Origin of the sequence: Nonomuraea marmarensis, from assembly GCF_043197025.1 — a bacterium.
Lineage (GTDB): Bacteria > Actinomycetota > Actinomycetes > Streptosporangiales > Streptosporangiaceae > Nonomuraea > Nonomuraea marmarensis.
Map to the genome: position 1 here is coordinate 21,224 of NZ_JBICRM010000012.1, position 14,918 is coordinate 36,141.

The following is a 14,918-nucleotide window of genomic DNA, read 5'->3' on the forward strand; positions in this document are numbered from 1 at the left end:
AAGGAGCAAGTCCATGGCCGACAGTTACACACCCCCGGTCACCGGAACCGGCGTCAAGGCCACCATCCAGCGCATCGGCGGCCATCTGGCCGGCATGATCATGCCGAACATCGGCGCGTTCATCGCCTGGGGCCTGATCACCGCCCTGTTCATCCCGACCGGCTGGCTGCCCAACGAGACGCTCGCGAAGATGGTCGGCCCGATCATCTCGACCCTGCTGCCGATCCTCATCGCCTACACCGGCGGCCGGATGGTGCACGGGCAGCGCGGCGCGGTCGTCGGCGCGGTGGCGGTGATGGGCGTCGTGGTGGGCACGGACGCTCCGATGTTCCTCGGCGCCATGATCATCGGTCCCCTCACCGCCTTGATCCTGAAATATGTGGACAAGTTCACTGAGCAGCGGACCAAGGCCGGGTTCGAGATGCTGGTGGACAACTTCTCCGCCGGCATCGTGGGCGGCGCGATGGCCGTGGTCGGGTTCCTGGGCATCGGCCCGATCGTGCAGACGGTCACCACCGCCGCCGGCAACGCGGTGGGCTGGCTGATCACCAACAACCTGCTCCCCGTGGCCTCCGTGCTGATCGAGCCGGCCAAGGTGCTGTTCCTGAACAACGCCATCAACCACGGCGTGCTGAGCCCGCTCGGCGTCGCCGAGGCCGCCCAGCACGGCAAGTCGATCCTGTTCATGCTGGAGTCGAACCCGGGTCCCGGGCTCGGGCTGCTGCTGGCGTACCTGCTGTTCGGGCCGCGCTCGCTGCGGCCCAGCACGCCCGCCGCGATGATCATCCACTTCTTCGGCGGGATCCACGAGATCTACTTCCCGTACGTGCTCATGAAGCCGCGCCTCATCCTGGCGGTCATCGCGGGCGGCGCGGCCGGGGTGTTCACGTTCATGGTCACCGGGGCGGGCCTGGTCGCCACCCCGTCGCCGGGCAGCATCTTCGCCTACCTCGCGGTCACCCCGAGGGGCGGCTGGCTCGGCTCCAGCCTGGGCATCCTGGTGGCCGCGGGCGTGTCATTCGCCGTCGCCGCAATCCTGCTCGGCTTCGGCAGGGGCGAGAAGGAAGAGCCCGCCGACGCACAGGAAGCCGCCGTCACCGAACCCGCCACCAAGGAAGCGTGAACCATGGCCAGCATCGACAGCAAGGACATCCACAAGATCATCGTCGCCTGCGACGCCGGGATGGGCAGCAGCGTGATGCTCGCCTCCCAGCTCCGCAAGCAGCTCAAGGAGACCGGCGTCAGCGTCGAGCACACCCCGGTCAACAACATCCCCGACGACGCCGACGTGGTCCTGTGCCACGCCGGGCTCGCCGCCAGGGCCAAGGCCGCCGCGCCGGGGAAGGTGCTGGTGTCGTTCCAGATCTTCCTCGGGGACCCGGCGGTGACCAGGCTGGTGAACACGATCAAGAACGGCGGCACGGTCGATGCGTGACGACCTGCTCGACCCGCGGGCGGTGCTGCTGCACGAGAGCGCCCCCGACCGCGACACGGCCATCCGCCGGTGCGGGCGGGCGCTGGTCGAGGTGGGGGCGGTCGCGGAGTCGTACATCGACGCGATGCTCGAACGCGAGCGCACGATCTCCACCTACGTCGGCGAGGGCGTGGCCATCCCGCACGGGACGAACGCCTCCAAAGAGGACGTCAAGCGCGACGCGATCTGCGTGGTGCGCTTCCCCGGCGGCGTGGACTGGGACGGCGAGCTGGTCACGCTCTGCGTCGGCATCGCGGCCAAGGACGACGGGCACGTGCCGCTGCTGGCGGCGCTGGCCGAGATCCTGCTCGACCCCGACCGCGCCAGAACGTTGCGCGAGGCCACGGAGGTCTCGCAGGTGCTGAAGGAGCTCACATGAAGGTCGCCAGATTCCACGCTCCGGGCGACATCAGGATCGAGGACGCGCCCGAGCCCGTCGCCGGGCCCGGCGAGCTGAAGATCCGGGTACGCAACTGCTCGACGTGCGGCACGGACGCCAAGATCCTGAAGTTCGGCCACCACCACATCAGGCCGCCGCGGGTGATGGGCCACGAGATCGCCGGCCAGGTCGTGGACACGGGCGCACGGGTCCAGGTGATCGCCGCGATCCCGTGCGGGACGTGCCAGGAGTGCCTGCGGGGCCGCCAGACCGTCTGCCCGAACCAGGAGTCGATGGGCTATCACTACGACGGCGGCTTCGCCGAGTACATGATCATCCCGGCGAAGGTGCTGGCCGTGAACGGCGTCAACGCCATCCCCGCCGGCGTCGGCTTCGCGGAGGCGTCGGTGGCCGAGCCGCTCGCGTGCGTGCTCAACGGCCAGTCGCTGGCGCGCGTCGGCGCGGGCGACGACGTGGTGGTGATGGGCGCGGGCCCGATCGGCTGCCTGCACGTACGCCTGGCGCGGGCGCGCGGCGCCGCCCGGGTCTTCCTCGTGGACGTCAACGCGCAACGACTGGCGATGGCGGCCGAGCTGGTGCACCCTGACGCGGCGATCGACTCCGACCCTGTCGAGCAGGTGCTCAAGCTGACCGGCGGCAGGGGCGCCGACGTCGTGATCACGGCGGCGGCGTCGGGGGCGGCCCAGGAACAGGCGGTGCGGATGGCGGCCCGGCAGGGCCGGATCAGCTTCTTCGGCGGCCTGCCCAAGGACGACCCGATCATCGCGCTGGACTCGAACCTGGTGCACTACCGCGAGCTGACCATCATCGGCGCGAACGGCTCCAGCCCCGCGCACAACGCCGAGGCGCTGCGGCTGGTCTCCGAGGGGGCCGTCACGGTGTCCGACCTGATCACCCACCGGCTGCCGCTGCCCCAGGTGCTCGACGGGATCGACCTGGTCAGCCGGGGCGCGGCCATCAAGGTCACAATTGAGCCCTAGGAGGTTCGCAATGGCACATCGAACGGTGGTCGTGGCCTCTGCCAGCGGCCTGCACGCGCGGCCGGCCAAGCTGTTCGTGCAGGCGGCGGTCCGGCTGGGGGTGCCGGTCACGGTGCGGCTGGGCGAGAAGTCGGTCCCGGCCAAGAGCATGCTGGGGGTGCTGTCGCTGGGGGCCGTGCACGGCACGGAGGTGACTCTGGAGGCGGACGGGCCGGGGGCGGAGGAGGCGCTGGACACGCTGGTGGCGCTGCTCTCGCGCGACCTGGACGCGGAAGAGGCCCTCGATGCCTGACAGCGGCCCCTGGACGGGTGCCGCCGGGCGGCTGACCGGTCTCGGGGTCAGCCAGGGGCGGGCGGCGGGGCCGGTGGTCCGGATGGCCGCCCCGCCGACGCTGCCCGCGCCGCGCCCGGTCGCGGACCCCGACGCCGAGTCGGCCGCCGTCGCCAAGGCGCTGGAGGCGGTGACCGCCGACCTCAACCGGCGGGCCGCCGCGGCGCGGGGCGAGGCCGCCGAGATCCTCGAAGCGCTCGCCATGATCGCCGACGATCCCATGCTGCTGGAGGACGCCGAGCGCCGGGCCCGCGACGGCCTCGACGTCGCGCACGCCCTGGACGCGGCCTTCGCGCAACACCGGGAGGCGCTCGCCGCGCTCGGCGGCTACCTCGCGGAGCGGGCCGCCGACCTGGACGACCTCAAGCACCGGGCCGTGGCGTACGCGCTCGACCTGCCCATGCCCGGACTCCCCGCCCCCGGCCACCCGTACGTGCTGGTGGCCGCGGACCTCTCCCCCGCCGACACCGCCGGCCTGGGCCCCGATGTGCTGGCGCTGGTGACCGAGCGAGGCGGACCCACGAGCCACACGGCGATCCTGGCCAGGGGCCGGGGCCTGCCCGCGGTGGTGGCCTGCGAGGGCGTCATGGAGCTGCCCGACGGCACGGTCGTCGGCGTGGACGGCGCCACCGGCGAGATCGCGATCGGCCTCACCGAGGAGGAGGCGGCCGCGGTCAGGGAGCGCGACCGCGCGGAGCGGGCCAGGCTGGCGGCGAGCAGCGGCCCCGGCAGGACCGCCGACGGCCATCCGGTGAAGCTGCTGCTCAACATCGGCTCGGCCAAGGACCTGCGGCCGGGCGCCGAGGGGGTCGGGCTGTTCAGGACGGAGTTCCTGTTCCTCGACCGCAAGCAGGCGCCGTCGTTCGACGAGCAAGTGGCCGCGTACGCGGAGGTGTTCGGGCAGGCGGAGTCGGTGATCGTGCGCACGCTCGACGCGGGCACCGACAAGCCGCTGCCGTTCCTGGGCCTGCCGGAGGAGCAGAACCCGGCCCTGGGCGTACGGGGGCTGCGGGTGGACCGGCTGCTGCCGGACGTCCTGGACACCCAGCTGGACGCGATCGCCGCGGCGGCCCGCGCGACGGGCACGCACGCGTGGGTGATGGCCCCCATGGTCACCACCATGGCGGAGGCGACCGGCTTCGCCCGCCGGGCGAGGGCGAAGGGCATCGCCAAGGTCGGGGCGATGGTCGAGGTCCCGGCCGCGGCGCTGCGGGCGGGGCGGCTGCTGCAGGAGGTGGACTTCCTCAGCATCGGCACGAACGACCTGGCCCAGTACACCTTCGCCGCCGACCGCCAGCACTCCGCCCTGGCCGACCTGCTCGATCCGCGCCAGCCCGCGCTGCTGGAGCTGATCGCGATCTGCGCCGAGGCCGGGCGGGAGGCGGGCAAGCCGGTCGGGGTGTGCGGCGAGTCGGCGGGCGATCCGCTGCTGGCGCCGCTGCTGGTGGGGCTCGGCGTGACGAGCCTGTCCATGGCCCCGGTGAGCGTGCCCGCCGTCCGCGAGGCCCTGGCCGGCCTCACCCTGGCCGAGTGCCGCGAACGAGCCCGGGCCGCCCTGTCCTGACCGCCTCCCGGGGACTCAGCCGACCGGCTCCGGGTTGTGCGCCTTGAGCCGGAGCCGGTCGTCTTCGACGTCCACCGTGACCCGGCCGCCCTCGATGATCTCGCCGGTCAGCAACATCGTGGACAGCCGGTTGTCCAGCTCCCGCTGCACGGTGCGGCGCAGCGGGCGGGCCCCGAACTCGGGCTGGTAGCCGCGTTCCGCCAGCCAGTCCTTGGCCGCGTCCGTGACGTCCATCGTGACGTCCTGGCCGCGCAGCCGCTGCCGGGTGCGTTCCAGCAGCAGGTCCACGATCCGGCGCAGCTGCTCGCGTTCGAGCCGCTTGAAGATGATCGTCTCGTCGATGCGGTTGAGCAGCTCGGGCCGCAGCGAGTGCCGCAGCAGGTCCATGAGCTGGTCCTGCAGCTCGGCGGTGTCCCCCGAGGACTCCAGGATGAGCTGGGCGCCGATGTTGCTGGTCATGATGACGATCGTGTTGGTGAAGTCCACCGTGCGGCCCTGGCCGTCGGTCAGGCGGCCGTCGTCGAGCATCTGCAGCAGGATGTTCATGACGTCGGGGTGGGCCTTCTCGACCTCGTCCAGGAGGATCACGCCGTGCGGGCGGCGGCGTACGGCCTCGGTGAGCTGGCCCGCCTCCTCGTACCCGACATATCCGGGCGGGGCGCCGATGAGGCGCGAGACCGTGTGCCGCTCCTGGAACTCGCTCATGTCGATGCGCACCATGTGGTCCTCGCCCCCGAACAGCGCCGCCGCCAGGGCCCTGGCCAGCTCCGTCTTGCCGACACCCGTCGGGCCGAGGAACAGGAAGCTGCCGATCGGGCGGTTCGGGTCGGACAGGCCCGCCCTGGCTCTGCGTACGGCCTCGGCGATGGCGGTCACCGCCTCGTCCTGGCCGATCACGCGCTGGTGCAGGTGCTCTTCGAGACGCATGAGACGGTCGCGCTCCTGCGCGGTGAGCTGGGTGACCGGGATGCCGGTGCGGCGGGAGACGACCTCGGCGATGTCCTCCACCATGACCTGGGGCACGGTGTCCGCGCCGTGCCGGGCACGCTCCAGTTCGGGCCTGAGCTTGTCGATCTGCATGGTCAGGTCCTTGGCGCGGTCGAAGTCGTCGGCGGAGACGGCCTGGTCCTTCTCGCGGTGCAGCGCGTCCAGCCGCTCCTCCAGCTCGCGCACGTCGCTGCCGGGCGTGCGCGAGCGCAGCCGCACCCTGGCGGAGGCCTGGTCCATGAGGTCGATGGCCTTGTCGGGCAGGAAACGGTCGGCGATGTAGCGGGCCGACAGGTTCGCGGCCGCGTCGAGGGCCTCGTCGGTGATGCGGACCTGGTGGTGAGCCTCGTACGTGTCCCGCAGCCCGGCCAGGATCTCGACCGTCTGCTCCACGGTCGGCTCGGAGACCAGGATCGGCTGGAAGCGGCGTTCGAGCGCGGCGTCCTTCTCGATGTTCTTGCGGTATTCGTCGATCGTAGTGGCGGCGACGACGTGCAGCTCGCCGCGGGCCAGGGCGGGCTTGAGGATGTTCGCGGCGTCCATGCCGCCCTCGGCGGCGCCCGCGCCGACCAGGTTGTGCACCTCGTCGATGAACACGATGATCTCGTCGGCGTGCGAGCGCACCTCGTCGATGACCTTCTTGACGCGTTCCTCGAACTCGCCTCGATACTTCGTCCCGGCCACCATCCCGGTCAGGTCGAGGCCGACGACGCGGCGGTCCTTGAGCGTGTCGGGGACGCTGCCGTTCACGATGCGCTGGGCGATGCCCTCGACGATCGCGGTCTTGCCGACGCCGGGCTCGCCGATGAGGCACGGGTTGTTCTTGGTGCGCCGCGACAGCACCTCGATGGCCTGCTCGATCTCGTCCTCGCGGCCGACGACCGGGTCGATCTTGCCCTGCCTGGCCTCTTCAGTGAGGTCGCGGCCGTACTCGTCGAGCGACGGCGTGCCGGTGGACCTGCGGCCCTCGCCCGGCCTGGCGGCCCCGGACAGGAGGGCCTGCTGCAGCTCGTTGGCCGAGACGCCCTGCTCCTGCAGCAGGCGGGCGGTGCTGGAGTCGGGGTTGGCGGCGAGCGCGAGCAGCAGGTGCTCGGGCCCGATGTACGACGACTGCAGCGCGCGGGAGATCCGCTGGGCGTCCAGGATGGCCCGTTTGGCCGCGGGCGAGAGCGTGGTGGGCGGCTCGGCCGGCTCCCCGGGGCCCGCGAGCGCGTCGATGCGGTCCCGCAACCGGCCCGTGTCCACGCCCGCCGTACGCAGCAGGGCCTGGGCGGTGTCGTCGTCGATCAGCGCGTCGAGGAGGTCGAGCACGTCCAGGTCCGCGGCGCCGCGCTCCCCCGCCGCCTCCAGCGCCCGGCTCAGCACCTCCCTGGCCGAGGCGCTCAGCAGCTTGCCCACGTCCACCCGCTGCACGCTGGGCCGGGTCGGCGGCCAGCCCTCCATGCCGCCGAACACCCGGCCCGTGAGCTCCTCGAACCCTCTGAACGGGTCCCCGCCAAAGAACGACCTGTACGGCATATCCGACATCGAACGCCCCCTCACACTCAGGGGGACATCTAGCCGCACATGCCGCACGTCATAGCCAGCATTCGGCAAAGCATCGCTGGTCGCGTGCTATCGCCGGGGACTTCCTCGCCCCCTCACCGCCGACGTCGAAGGGCCGGCTCGGACAGCTCTGGCGGCTCCCAGCCCGCGTCGGCCCGGTTGAGCGTGACGCCGGGCGGGACGATCTCGTCGATCCGGTCGAGCACGTCGTCCGTCAGGCGCACCTCGGTGGCGGCGAGCTGGCTGTCCAGGTGCTCCATGGTGCGCGGCCCGATGATGGCCGAGGTCACCGCCCGATGCCTGATCGTGAACGCCAGCGCCAGCTCGACCAGCGTGATCCCGGCCTCCTCCGCCAGCAGCGCGAGCTGCTCCACCGCGTCCAGCTTGCGCTGGTTGACCTCCAGCGTCATGTCGTAGCGCTGCGGCAGCCGCTCGGCCCTGCGGGTCTGCGGTTGCGCCTGGTCCTTGCGGTAGCGGCCGGACAACCAGCCGCCGGCGAGCGGGCTCCAGACGATGACGCCCATGCCGTACTTCTCGGCCACGGGCAGCACATCGGCCTCGATGCCGCGCACGAGCGGCGAGTACGGCGGCTGCTCGCACACGAACCGCTCCAGCGAGCGCCGCTCCGACGCCCACTGGGCCTCGACCATGCGGTGCGCCGGGAAGGTGGAGCTGCCGATGTAGCGGACCTTGCCCTGCCGGACGAGGTCGGTGAGTGCGCCGAGGGTCTCGTCGATGTCGGTGCCGGGGTCCGGCCGGTGGATCTGGTAGAGGTCGATCCAGTCGGTGCCGAGGCGGCGCAGGCTGTTCTCGACGGCCTGGAAGATCCAGCGGCGGGAGTTGCCCCGCTGGTTGGGGCCCTCGCCCATGACCCCGTGGCACTTGGTGGCCAGCACCACGTCGTCACGTTTGCCGGACTTGGCCAGCGCCTGGCCGACGAACTCGTCCGACTGGCCCTGGGAGTAGACGTCGGCGGTGTCGATGAAGTTGATGCCCGAGTCGAGCGCCCGGTCGATGATCCGGGACGATTCCCCGGGGTCGGACTCACCCCACCAGCCGAACATCATCGCGCCGAGGCACAGCGGGCTGACTTTGAGACCGGTACGTCCAAGTGTGCGATATTCCGTCACGTCTTCACTCTCTCCCAACGAGGCTGATGATGGGCGTGTCACCAGAGACGAGTTCCAGGGTCCGGCGGGCCGTACCCGGGGCTTCGAGCAGGGCCACGATGACGGCGGCCACATCCTCGCGCGGGACCGAGCCCGGCGGGACCTCGGGCGCCAGCCGCACCAGGCCCGTGCCCGGCTCGTCGGTCAGCCGGCCAGGCCGCAGGATCGTCCAGGCGAGGTCGCGGGCGCGCAGGTCGTCCTCGGCGGCGGTCTTGGCGGCGATGTAGGCGGCCCAGACGTCGTCACCGCCGGGTCTGGGCGGCTTGCCCGCGCCCATGGAGGAGACCTGGATGAACCTGCCGGCCCCGGCCCGTTCGGCCGCCTCGGCGAGCAGCACGGACGCGCCCCTGTCCACGGTGTCCTTACGGGCCGCGCCGCTGCCCGGCCCGGCCCCCGCCGCGAAGACCACGGCGTCGGCCCCGCGCAGGATCTCGGTGACTTCCTCGACGGTCGCCTGCTCCAGGTCGCACACCACGGCCTCGGCCCCGGTGGCCTCGACGTCGGCGACATGGGCGGGATTGCGCACCACGCCGACCGCACCGGATTTGAGCCGCTCCGCCAGGCGCAGCGCGATCTTCCCGTGGCCACCCGCGATGATGATCCGCATAGTCCTTCATGGTGTCATGGACCTGTGACCGACTTCCCCCGGGCCCCGGCGTCCCGTTCGACTCGGACGGTTCCCGGTGCGCTGAGAATCGGACCGCCGTCCGGTGGGTACGGCAGGGACGAGGTCGAACGTGCCTTCAGGCGCTACACCGATCCTGCCGACCGTCCCGGCGGGCCCGGCGAGCTCGGCGCGCGATAGAGCGATCAATCCAGGAATATCCCGCCGAACTACCTGGCTGGATCCTGCGTATTCCCCACAGAGGAGCTGAGATGGACTTGGCAGACATCGGCGTCACCGGCCTGGCCACCATGGGGCGCAACCTGGCCCGCAACCTGGCCAGGCACGGATACGCGGTGGCCGTGCACAACCGGTCGTACGGCCGTACGCAGCAGTTGGTCAAGGAGTTCGGCGGGGAGGGCACGTTCGTGCCGTCGGAGGAGATGGCCGCCTTCGTCGCCTCGCTGAAGCGGCCGCGGCGCGCGATCATCATGGTCAAGGCGGGCGCGGGCACCGACGCCGTGATCAACGAACTCGCCGACCTGATGGAGCCGGGCGACATGATCGTCGACGGCGGCAACGCGCACTTCGAGGACACCAGGCGGCGCGAGGCCGCGCTGCGCGAGCGGGGCATCCACTTCGTGGGCACCGGCATCTCCGGCGGCGAGGAGGGCGCGCTGCTCGGCCCGAGCATCATGCCGGGCGGGTCGAAGGAGTCGTGGGAGGCGCTCGGGCCGATCCTGCAGGACATCTCGGCCAAGGTGGACGGGGTGCCGTGTTCGGTGCACGTCGGGCCCGACGGTGCCGGACATTTCGTGAAAATGGTGCACAACGGCATCGAATATTCGGACATGCAGCTCATCGCGGAGTCGTACGACCTGCTGCGCCAGGCCCTGGGCGCCACTCCGGCCGAACTGGCCGAGGTCTTCCGCGAGTGGAACCGGGGGGACCTGGACTCGTACCTGATCGAGATCACCGCCGAGGTGCTCGATCAGGTGGACGCGGAGACGGGCAAGCCGTTCGTGGACGTCGTGGTGGACCAGGCCGAGCAGAAGGGCACCGGCCGCTGGACCGTGCAGAGCGCGCTCGACCTGGGCGTCCCGGTGACGGGCATCGCGGAGGCCACCTTCGCGCGTGCGCTCTCGGGCCACCCGGAGCAGCGCGCCGCCACCACCTCGCTCCAGGGCCCTCATCTGACCGGGGTCGGGGGGCGCGAGCTGGTGGAGGACGTGCGGCAGGCTCTCTACGCCTCCAAGATCGTCGCCTACGCCCAGGGCTTCGACCAGATGGCCGCCGCCTCGAAGGAGTACGGCTGGGACGTGGACCTGGGGGCGATGGCCACGATCTGGCGTGGGGGATGCATCATCCGGGCCAAGTTCCTGGACCGGATCCGGGCCGCCTATGACGCGAACCCCGGATTGCCCACGCTGCTGGCGGACCCGGCGTTCGCGGCCGCCCTGGACACGGCCCAGGAGGCGTGGCGGCGGGTGGTGACCACGGCGGTCCAGATCGGCGTGCCCACGCCTGGGTTCTCGTCGGCGCTGGCGTACTACGACGGGCTGCGCCGCGACCGGCTGCCGGCGGCGCTGGTGCAGGGGTTGCGGGACTTCTTCGGGGCGCACACGTACCAGCGGGTGGACAAGGAGGGCGCCTTCCACACGGACTGGTCCGGCGACCGCACGGAACGCCCGGCGTAGCCCGCCGCTTTCGACGCGTGGAGCGGCTCGCGCAAGCGGCCGCCTCCCGCGACCGCGCCGAGCCGTCCGCACACCAACGCGGCGCGCGCCCGACGTGCCGTGCGCACCACGTGTGGTGCAGCGTCCAGTGCGCGGTGACGGGGTTAGCGGCCGCCGATGGCGGCGGCGTTGGCCACTGCCGTTACCAGGCAGAAGCCGATGGGGCCGGCCGTGTCGTGCAGGGTGACCTGGCCCGTCGCCACACCCCCCGCGCTGAGGTGGCCGGTGGCCTCGACGCCGATGAGGTCACCCTCCGGGAGCCGGCCCAGGGTCAGCGTGTAGTCGGCGTTGATGAAGCGCAGCCCGTCCGGCCCCGCGTTGCTCAGCGGGCTGGCGAAGTCGGCGGCCAGCGCAGCGCGTACGAACGGCGTCACCGGCTCCTCGTCCACCAGCGGATACGTCTCCCGCAGCCACACCCGACCCGGCCCCGGCTCGCCCCAGCCGGTCAGCCGCCACAGGTCGAACGGCGGCGTCCAGTCGCGCCCCTCCACCGGCGGCCCGGAGGGCGGCGGCGCGTCCCAGGCGGGCGTGACGACCGTCTGATCCCCGCCAGGTTGCGCACCCTGCCGGAGCAGGACGGCGCTGGCCCGCCCGATCACACCCTGGTCGGTGGAGATCGTCGCGTCGGCGACCCGGATCCTGCGCCCGTCCCTGACCAGGGCGGTCTCCACCGTGACGGGCAACATCGGGCTGTTGCGGAACAGGTCGACGGTCAGCCGGGCGAAGTGCAGCCCCGGCTGGGCGTACCGCTCCTCGATCGCCCGCGCGGCGAGCCCGCCGAGCAGGCGGCCGTGGAGCATGTCAGGGGACCAGGGGCCGCGGGCGTGCGGCGCGGGGACGAGCTCGTCCCGCTTCTGAGTGAAGAACGCTGACGACACAGAATCAGATTCTAGAGGAGAGCAGGCGCCGCCCAAGAATGCGCAGGCGTTCCTTATTCTGACCGCATTGGCGCCTAGTGTCGCGAGGCATGGACGCATTCGTCATCGACATATCACAGGACCGGCTCGACGACCTGCGGCAGCGGCTCGGGCGTACCCGCTGGCCCGACGCGCTCGACGGGGTCGGCTGGTCGTACGGCGTGCCGCCGGAGGCGGTGCGGGAGCTGGCCGCGTACTGGCTCGACGGCTACTCGTGGCGCGCGCACGAGGCCCGGCTGAACGCGCTGCCGCAGTACACGACCGAGATCGACGGCCAGCGGGTGCACTATGCCGCCCTCCAGGCCCCCTCGCTGCTGGCGGACGACGTCAGGACGTTCTTCTCGGGGCTCTGACCGGCCTGACGGGTGGATTTTCCCGGGCCTGCCCCCGTAAGCTCCCACAATGCGTGATCTAGGTGAGGACTCCCGCCCCGCCCGGGGTGCGGTACGCGAGATCCATTCCCTCAAGGGACCCGCCACCCTGGCGTACTCCCCCGACCTCGACGGCCTGGCCGACCCCGGTGAGATCGTCTGGGCCTGGGTGCCGTACGAGGAGGACCCGGCCCGGGGCAAGGACCGCCCCCTGCTGGTCGTGGGCCGTACCGGGCGCAGGCTCCTGGGCATGATGTTGTCCAGCAAGGGCGACGACGGGCCCGACTGGCTGGAGCTGGGGCCGTGGGGTCGCGACGGCCGGGTGTCCTACGTACGGCTGGACCGGGTGTTCGTGCTGGACGAGGACGACATCCGGCGCGAGGGCGCGGTGCTCGACGGCGACCGCTTCGCCCGGGTGGCGGCCCGGCTGATGAAGGCCTACGGCTGGGGCGCCGGCTGAGACGCTCCGTCACATCGCGACGATCAGGGCTTGGGAGCGGTCGGCGGGGAAGGCCCAGACGTGCTTGCCCGCCGCGATCACCAGCCCGACTGGCGCGTCCAGGCCCAGCGGGATCACGCGGGACACGGCCCCGGCGGCCGGGGCGTGCGCGAACAGGTCACGGCGGGCCCCCGCCAGCACCCCGTTCGCGCACACGAGGAACGGCACCGGCCCCTCCGGCGCGCTCACGAACCGCCTCGGCTCGCCCGACCAGGCGGAGACCCGCAGCAGCCCGCCCGCCACGCTGACCCACAGGGAGCCCGCGCACACGGTCATGCCGCCACGCCGTCCCCGCCCGAGGTCCACCTCCCTCGGCCCGCCGCGCAGCAGGGTGTCCCGTGTGGACGTCCACCACAACCGTTCCCCCTCCACCGCGCACAGGTCGAGGCCCGGTAACTCCACCGGCTCACCCAGGCGGCCGGGCGCGAGCAGCCGGTACGCCCGGTCGGCGGCGACGGCCCAGATCTCCCCGCCACCCGCGACGACCCGGCCGTCGAAGAGCACGCTGGCGAGCGGCGCGCCGCCGGGATCGAGCCAGTACACCCGGCCGCCGGCCGTGCCCGCCAGGGTTCCGGTGGGTAACGAGTTCACGGCCGGCATCCCCGCGAACGTCCTGGGCACCATCACGGTCTCGGCCAACGTGCCGGGCACGCCCGCCGCACCGGCCACCGTCCCGGGCACCGCCGCCAGCGACCGTAAGTCCTCCTGCCAGGCCGCGTCCGGCTGACGAGGCGCGGTGTCATGGTCCAGTGGCGTGCCGGACGTCGTGTAAGCCCGCACGCCGCCGGACGTGGCGCACCACACGGTGGTCCCGTCGGACGCGGCGGCCCGGACCGGGAGCGGTAGGTCGATCCTGGTGACGGCGACGTCCATGCGCCGACCTTAGACCTGTCCGCGTTCCGCGTCGCCGTTGCCCGGAGAAGGCCGTGCACGGGTATCCGCTTGGCAAGGGGCGCGGCCCCGCCGCAGGCCGAGGTCACCCGGCTGCGATCATTGGGTTCATGCGTGTTGTGGTGATCGGAAGCGGCATCGTCGGCGCCGGCGCGGCCTACCACCTGAGCGGCCGCGGCGTGTCGGTGACCGTGGTGGACGGCGGTTTTCCTGGCCAGGCGACGCAGGCGGGCGCGGGCATCGTGTGCCCGTGGGTGGACCATCCGGAGGACGACGACTGGTACCGGCTGACCCGCGAGGGCGCCCGCCACTACCCGGGCCTGGTGGAGGCGCTGGGCGAGGACATCGGGTACGCCAAGGTGGGCGCCCTGCTGGTGGCCGAGGACCCGGCCGACCTGGGGCCGGTACGCGCCCTGCTCCGCCGCCGCCACCCCTCCGCGCCCGAAATGGGCGACATCACCGACATCGACACCCCGGCCGAGCTGTTCCCGCCGCTGTCCGACACCCTGAGCGCGATCCTCGTCCCCGGCGCGGCCCGCGTGGACGGCTCCTGGGTGCGCGACGCCCTGCTCCGCGCCGCCGTCAACCAGGGCGCGCAGGTACGCCGGGGCGCCGCGACGCTCACCCCCGACGGCCAGGTGCACGTGCACGCCGTGCTGGACGAGGACCCCGTCCAGCAGGCGGCCCCCGTCCAGGGTGCGCCGGCATCCGGGCGGCAGGACGCCGCGCCGGCCGTACAAGCCGGGTCCGGGCGGGAAGGCGGCGAGACCGCGTCCTGGCGTCAGGCCGCCCCGCTCACGCCCCCGTCCACCCCACCACCCTCGACCACGGGTGGCCGCCGCTTCGCCGGCCAGGGCGTGCCTCTCGACGCGGACATGGTGATCGTCGCCGCCGGGGCCTGGGCGGGCGAGGTGTGCCGGCCGCTGGGCGTGGAGCTGCCGGTGTTCCCCAGGCGGGGCCAGATCCTGCACGCCACCCTCGAGGGCGTCGACACCGCGTGGTGGCCGATCGTGCTGCCCAGGAAGGGCCCGTACCTGCTGGGCTTCCCCCACTCCCGCGTCGTGGTCGGCGCGACCGTGGAGGACGTCGGGTTCGCGCCCCGGGTCACGATGGGCGGGCTCGCCGAGGTGATCGAGGCGGGGCTGCGGGTGGCGCCGGGGCTGTTCGCCGCGACGGTGGCGGAGACCAGGGTCGGCCTGCGCCCGGTGTACGCCCCCGGCCCCGCCCTCATCGGCCCGCTCACCCCCCGCGTGGTGGTGGCGACGGGCCTGAGCGCGTACGGGCTGACCGCGGGCCCCTTCACCGGCCAGATCGCCGCCGCGCTCGCCCTCGGCGAGGAGCCCCCGATCGACATCACGCCCTACGCGCCGCCCACCACCTGAGCCCCATCATGATCATTCCCCACCTTTCCGCACCCTGCCCGACAAGCGCGACAAGCAGCAACGTATGA

Annotated in this window: 15 protein-coding genes; 10 read left to right on the top strand and 5 right to left on the bottom strand. The window is 72.4% G+C overall.

Annotated features, from left to right (window positions below):
* Window positions 1-13: 13 nt before the first annotated feature.
* Genes mtlA through ptsP form a run of 6 tightly spaced genes read left to right on the top strand, consistent with a single transcriptional unit; the run spans window position 14 to window position 4,749 of the window.
* Window positions 14-1,123 (top strand): mannitol-specific PTS transporter subunit IIC, encoded by a 1,110-nt coding sequence (gene mtlA / locus ACFLIM_RS21060; protein ID WP_393167886.1) that lies wholly within the window; start codon window positions 14-16, stop codon window positions 1,121-1,123.
* A gap of 3 nt (window positions 1,124-1,126) precedes the next feature.
* The gene (locus tag ACFLIM_RS21065) at window positions 1,127-1,435 is read left to right on the top strand and encodes a PTS lactose transporter subunit IIB (protein WP_393167888.1); all 309 of its coding nucleotides are present in this window, start codon (window positions 1,127-1,129) and stop codon (window positions 1,433-1,435) included.
* Window positions 1,428-1,853: a PTS sugar transporter subunit IIA gene (locus ACFLIM_RS21070; protein WP_393167889.1), complete on the top strand. Its 426-nt coding sequence runs from the start codon at window positions 1,428-1,430 to the stop codon at window positions 1,851-1,853. The genes ACFLIM_RS21065 and ACFLIM_RS21070 overlap by 8 nt, the downstream gene beginning before the upstream one ends.
* Window positions 1,850-2,854, top strand: a complete 1,005-nt coding sequence (locus tag ACFLIM_RS21075; RefSeq protein ID WP_393167891.1) for a zinc-dependent dehydrogenase — start codon at window positions 1,850-1,852, stop codon at window positions 2,852-2,854. Before ACFLIM_RS21070 ends, ACFLIM_RS21075 begins: the two co-directional genes overlap by 4 nt.
* Window positions 2,855-2,864: 10 nt before the next feature.
* Window positions 2,865-3,146, top strand: coding sequence for an HPr family phosphocarrier protein (locus tag ACFLIM_RS21080; RefSeq protein ID WP_393167893.1), 282 nt, complete (start codon window positions 2,865-2,867; stop codon window positions 3,144-3,146).
* Window positions 3,139-4,749: a phosphoenolpyruvate--protein phosphotransferase gene (ptsP, locus tag ACFLIM_RS21085; protein ID WP_393167895.1), complete on the top strand. Its 1,611-nt coding sequence runs from the start codon at window positions 3,139-3,141 to the stop codon at window positions 4,747-4,749. Before ACFLIM_RS21080 ends, ptsP begins: the two co-directional genes overlap by 8 nt.
* Window positions 4,750-4,764: 15 nt before the next feature.
* On the opposite strand, the gene ACFLIM_RS21090 is transcribed toward ptsP, so the two are convergent.
* The 3 genes from ACFLIM_RS21090 to ACFLIM_RS21100 all read right to left on the bottom strand — a co-directional run bounded on the left by ACFLIM_RS21090 (window position 4,765) and on the right by ACFLIM_RS21100 (window position 9,057).
* The gene (locus ACFLIM_RS21090) at window positions 4,765-7,263 is read right to left on the bottom strand and encodes an ATP-dependent Clp protease ATP-binding subunit (RefSeq protein ID WP_393167897.1); all 2,499 of its coding nucleotides are present in this window, start codon (window positions 7,261-7,263) and stop codon (window positions 4,765-4,767) included.
* Between the two features lie 113 nt (window positions 7,264-7,376).
* Window positions 7,377-8,411 (bottom strand): aldo/keto reductase, encoded by a 1,035-nt coding sequence (locus tag ACFLIM_RS21095; protein WP_393167899.1) that lies wholly within the window; start codon window positions 8,409-8,411, stop codon window positions 7,377-7,379.
* 4 nt (window positions 8,412-8,415) lie between these two features.
* Window positions 8,416-9,057, bottom strand: a complete 642-nt coding sequence (locus ACFLIM_RS21100; protein WP_393167900.1) for an NAD(P)H-binding protein — start codon at window positions 9,055-9,057, stop codon at window positions 8,416-8,418.
* A 269-nt stretch (window positions 9,058-9,326) separates the two neighbouring features.
* Here ACFLIM_RS21100 and gndA point away from each other — a divergent pair, with 269 nt between their 5' ends.
* A complete protein-coding gene (gene gndA / locus ACFLIM_RS21105; RefSeq protein ID WP_393167902.1) occupies window positions 9,327-10,751 on the top strand; it encodes an NADP-dependent phosphogluconate dehydrogenase in 1,425 nt (474 codons plus the stop codon).
* Between the two features lie 143 nt (window positions 10,752-10,894).
* On the opposite strand, the gene ACFLIM_RS21110 is transcribed toward gndA, so the two are convergent.
* Window positions 10,895-11,668, bottom strand: a complete 774-nt coding sequence (locus ACFLIM_RS21110; protein WP_393167904.1) for an acyl-CoA thioesterase domain-containing protein — start codon at window positions 11,666-11,668, stop codon at window positions 10,895-10,897.
* Window positions 11,669-11,757: 89 nt separating this feature from the next.
* Between ACFLIM_RS21110 and ACFLIM_RS21115 the strand changes: the two genes are divergently transcribed.
* Together ACFLIM_RS21115 and ACFLIM_RS21120 are read left to right on the top strand one after the other, a co-directional pair.
* Window positions 11,758-12,060, top strand: a complete 303-nt coding sequence (locus tag ACFLIM_RS21115; RefSeq protein ID WP_393167906.1) for an epoxide hydrolase N-terminal domain-containing protein — start codon at window positions 11,758-11,760, stop codon at window positions 12,058-12,060.
* Window positions 12,061-12,109: 49 nt separating this feature from the next.
* The gene (locus tag ACFLIM_RS21120; RefSeq protein WP_393167907.1) at window positions 12,110-12,538 is read left to right on the top strand and encodes a type II toxin-antitoxin system PemK/MazF family toxin; all 429 of its coding nucleotides are present in this window, start codon (window positions 12,110-12,112) and stop codon (window positions 12,536-12,538) included.
* 9 nt (window positions 12,539-12,547) lie between these two features.
* Here ACFLIM_RS21120 and ACFLIM_RS21125 read toward each other — a convergent pair whose 3' ends face one another.
* Window positions 12,548-13,450 (bottom strand): hypothetical protein, encoded by a 903-nt coding sequence (locus ACFLIM_RS21125; protein ID WP_393167909.1) that lies wholly within the window; start codon window positions 13,448-13,450, stop codon window positions 12,548-12,550.
* 128 nt (window positions 13,451-13,578) lie between these two features.
* On the opposite strand from ACFLIM_RS21125, the gene ACFLIM_RS21130 reads away from it, so the two are divergent.
* A complete protein-coding gene (locus ACFLIM_RS21130; protein ID WP_393167910.1) occupies window positions 13,579-14,850 on the top strand; it encodes an NAD(P)/FAD-dependent oxidoreductase in 1,272 nt (423 codons plus the stop codon).
* Window positions 14,851-14,918: the final 68 nt, after the last annotated feature.

Coding starts and splice junctions, on each gene's coding strand:
- ACFLIM_RS21100 (WP_393167900.1), bottom strand. CDS start 9,057: ATGCGGATCATCATCGCGGGTGGCCACGGGAAGATCGCGCTGCGCCTG.
- ACFLIM_RS21120 (WP_393167907.1), top strand. CDS start 12,110: ATGCGTGATCTAGGTGAGGACTCCCGCCCCGCCCGGGGTGCGGTACGC.
- ACFLIM_RS21065 (WP_393167888.1), top strand. CDS start 1,127: ATGGCCAGCATCGACAGCAAGGACATCCACAAGATCATCGTCGCCTGC.
- ACFLIM_RS21130 (WP_393167910.1), top strand. CDS start 13,579: ATGCGTGTTGTGGTGATCGGAAGCGGCATCGTCGGCGCCGGCGCGGCC.
- mtlA (WP_393167886.1), top strand. CDS start 14: ATGGCCGACAGTTACACACCCCCGGTCACCGGAACCGGCGTCAAGGCC.
- ACFLIM_RS21075 (WP_393167891.1), top strand. CDS start 1,850: ATGAAGGTCGCCAGATTCCACGCTCCGGGCGACATCAGGATCGAGGAC.
- ACFLIM_RS21125 (WP_393167909.1), bottom strand. CDS start 13,450: ATGGACGTCGCCGTCACCAGGATCGACCTACCGCTCCCGGTCCGGGCC.
- ptsP (WP_393167895.1), top strand. CDS start 3,139: ATGCCTGACAGCGGCCCCTGGACGGGTGCCGCCGGGCGGCTGACCGGT.
- ACFLIM_RS21070 (WP_393167889.1), top strand. CDS start 1,428: ATGCGTGACGACCTGCTCGACCCGCGGGCGGTGCTGCTGCACGAGAGC.
- ACFLIM_RS21080 (WP_393167893.1), top strand. CDS start 2,865: ATGGCACATCGAACGGTGGTCGTGGCCTCTGCCAGCGGCCTGCACGCG.
- ACFLIM_RS21090 (WP_393167897.1), bottom strand. CDS start 7,263: ATGTCGGATATGCCGTACAGGTCGTTCTTTGGCGGGGACCCGTTCAGA.
- ACFLIM_RS21115 (WP_393167906.1), top strand. CDS start 11,758: ATGGACGCATTCGTCATCGACATATCACAGGACCGGCTCGACGACCTG.
- gndA (WP_393167902.1), top strand. CDS start 9,327: ATGGACTTGGCAGACATCGGCGTCACCGGCCTGGCCACCATGGGGCGC.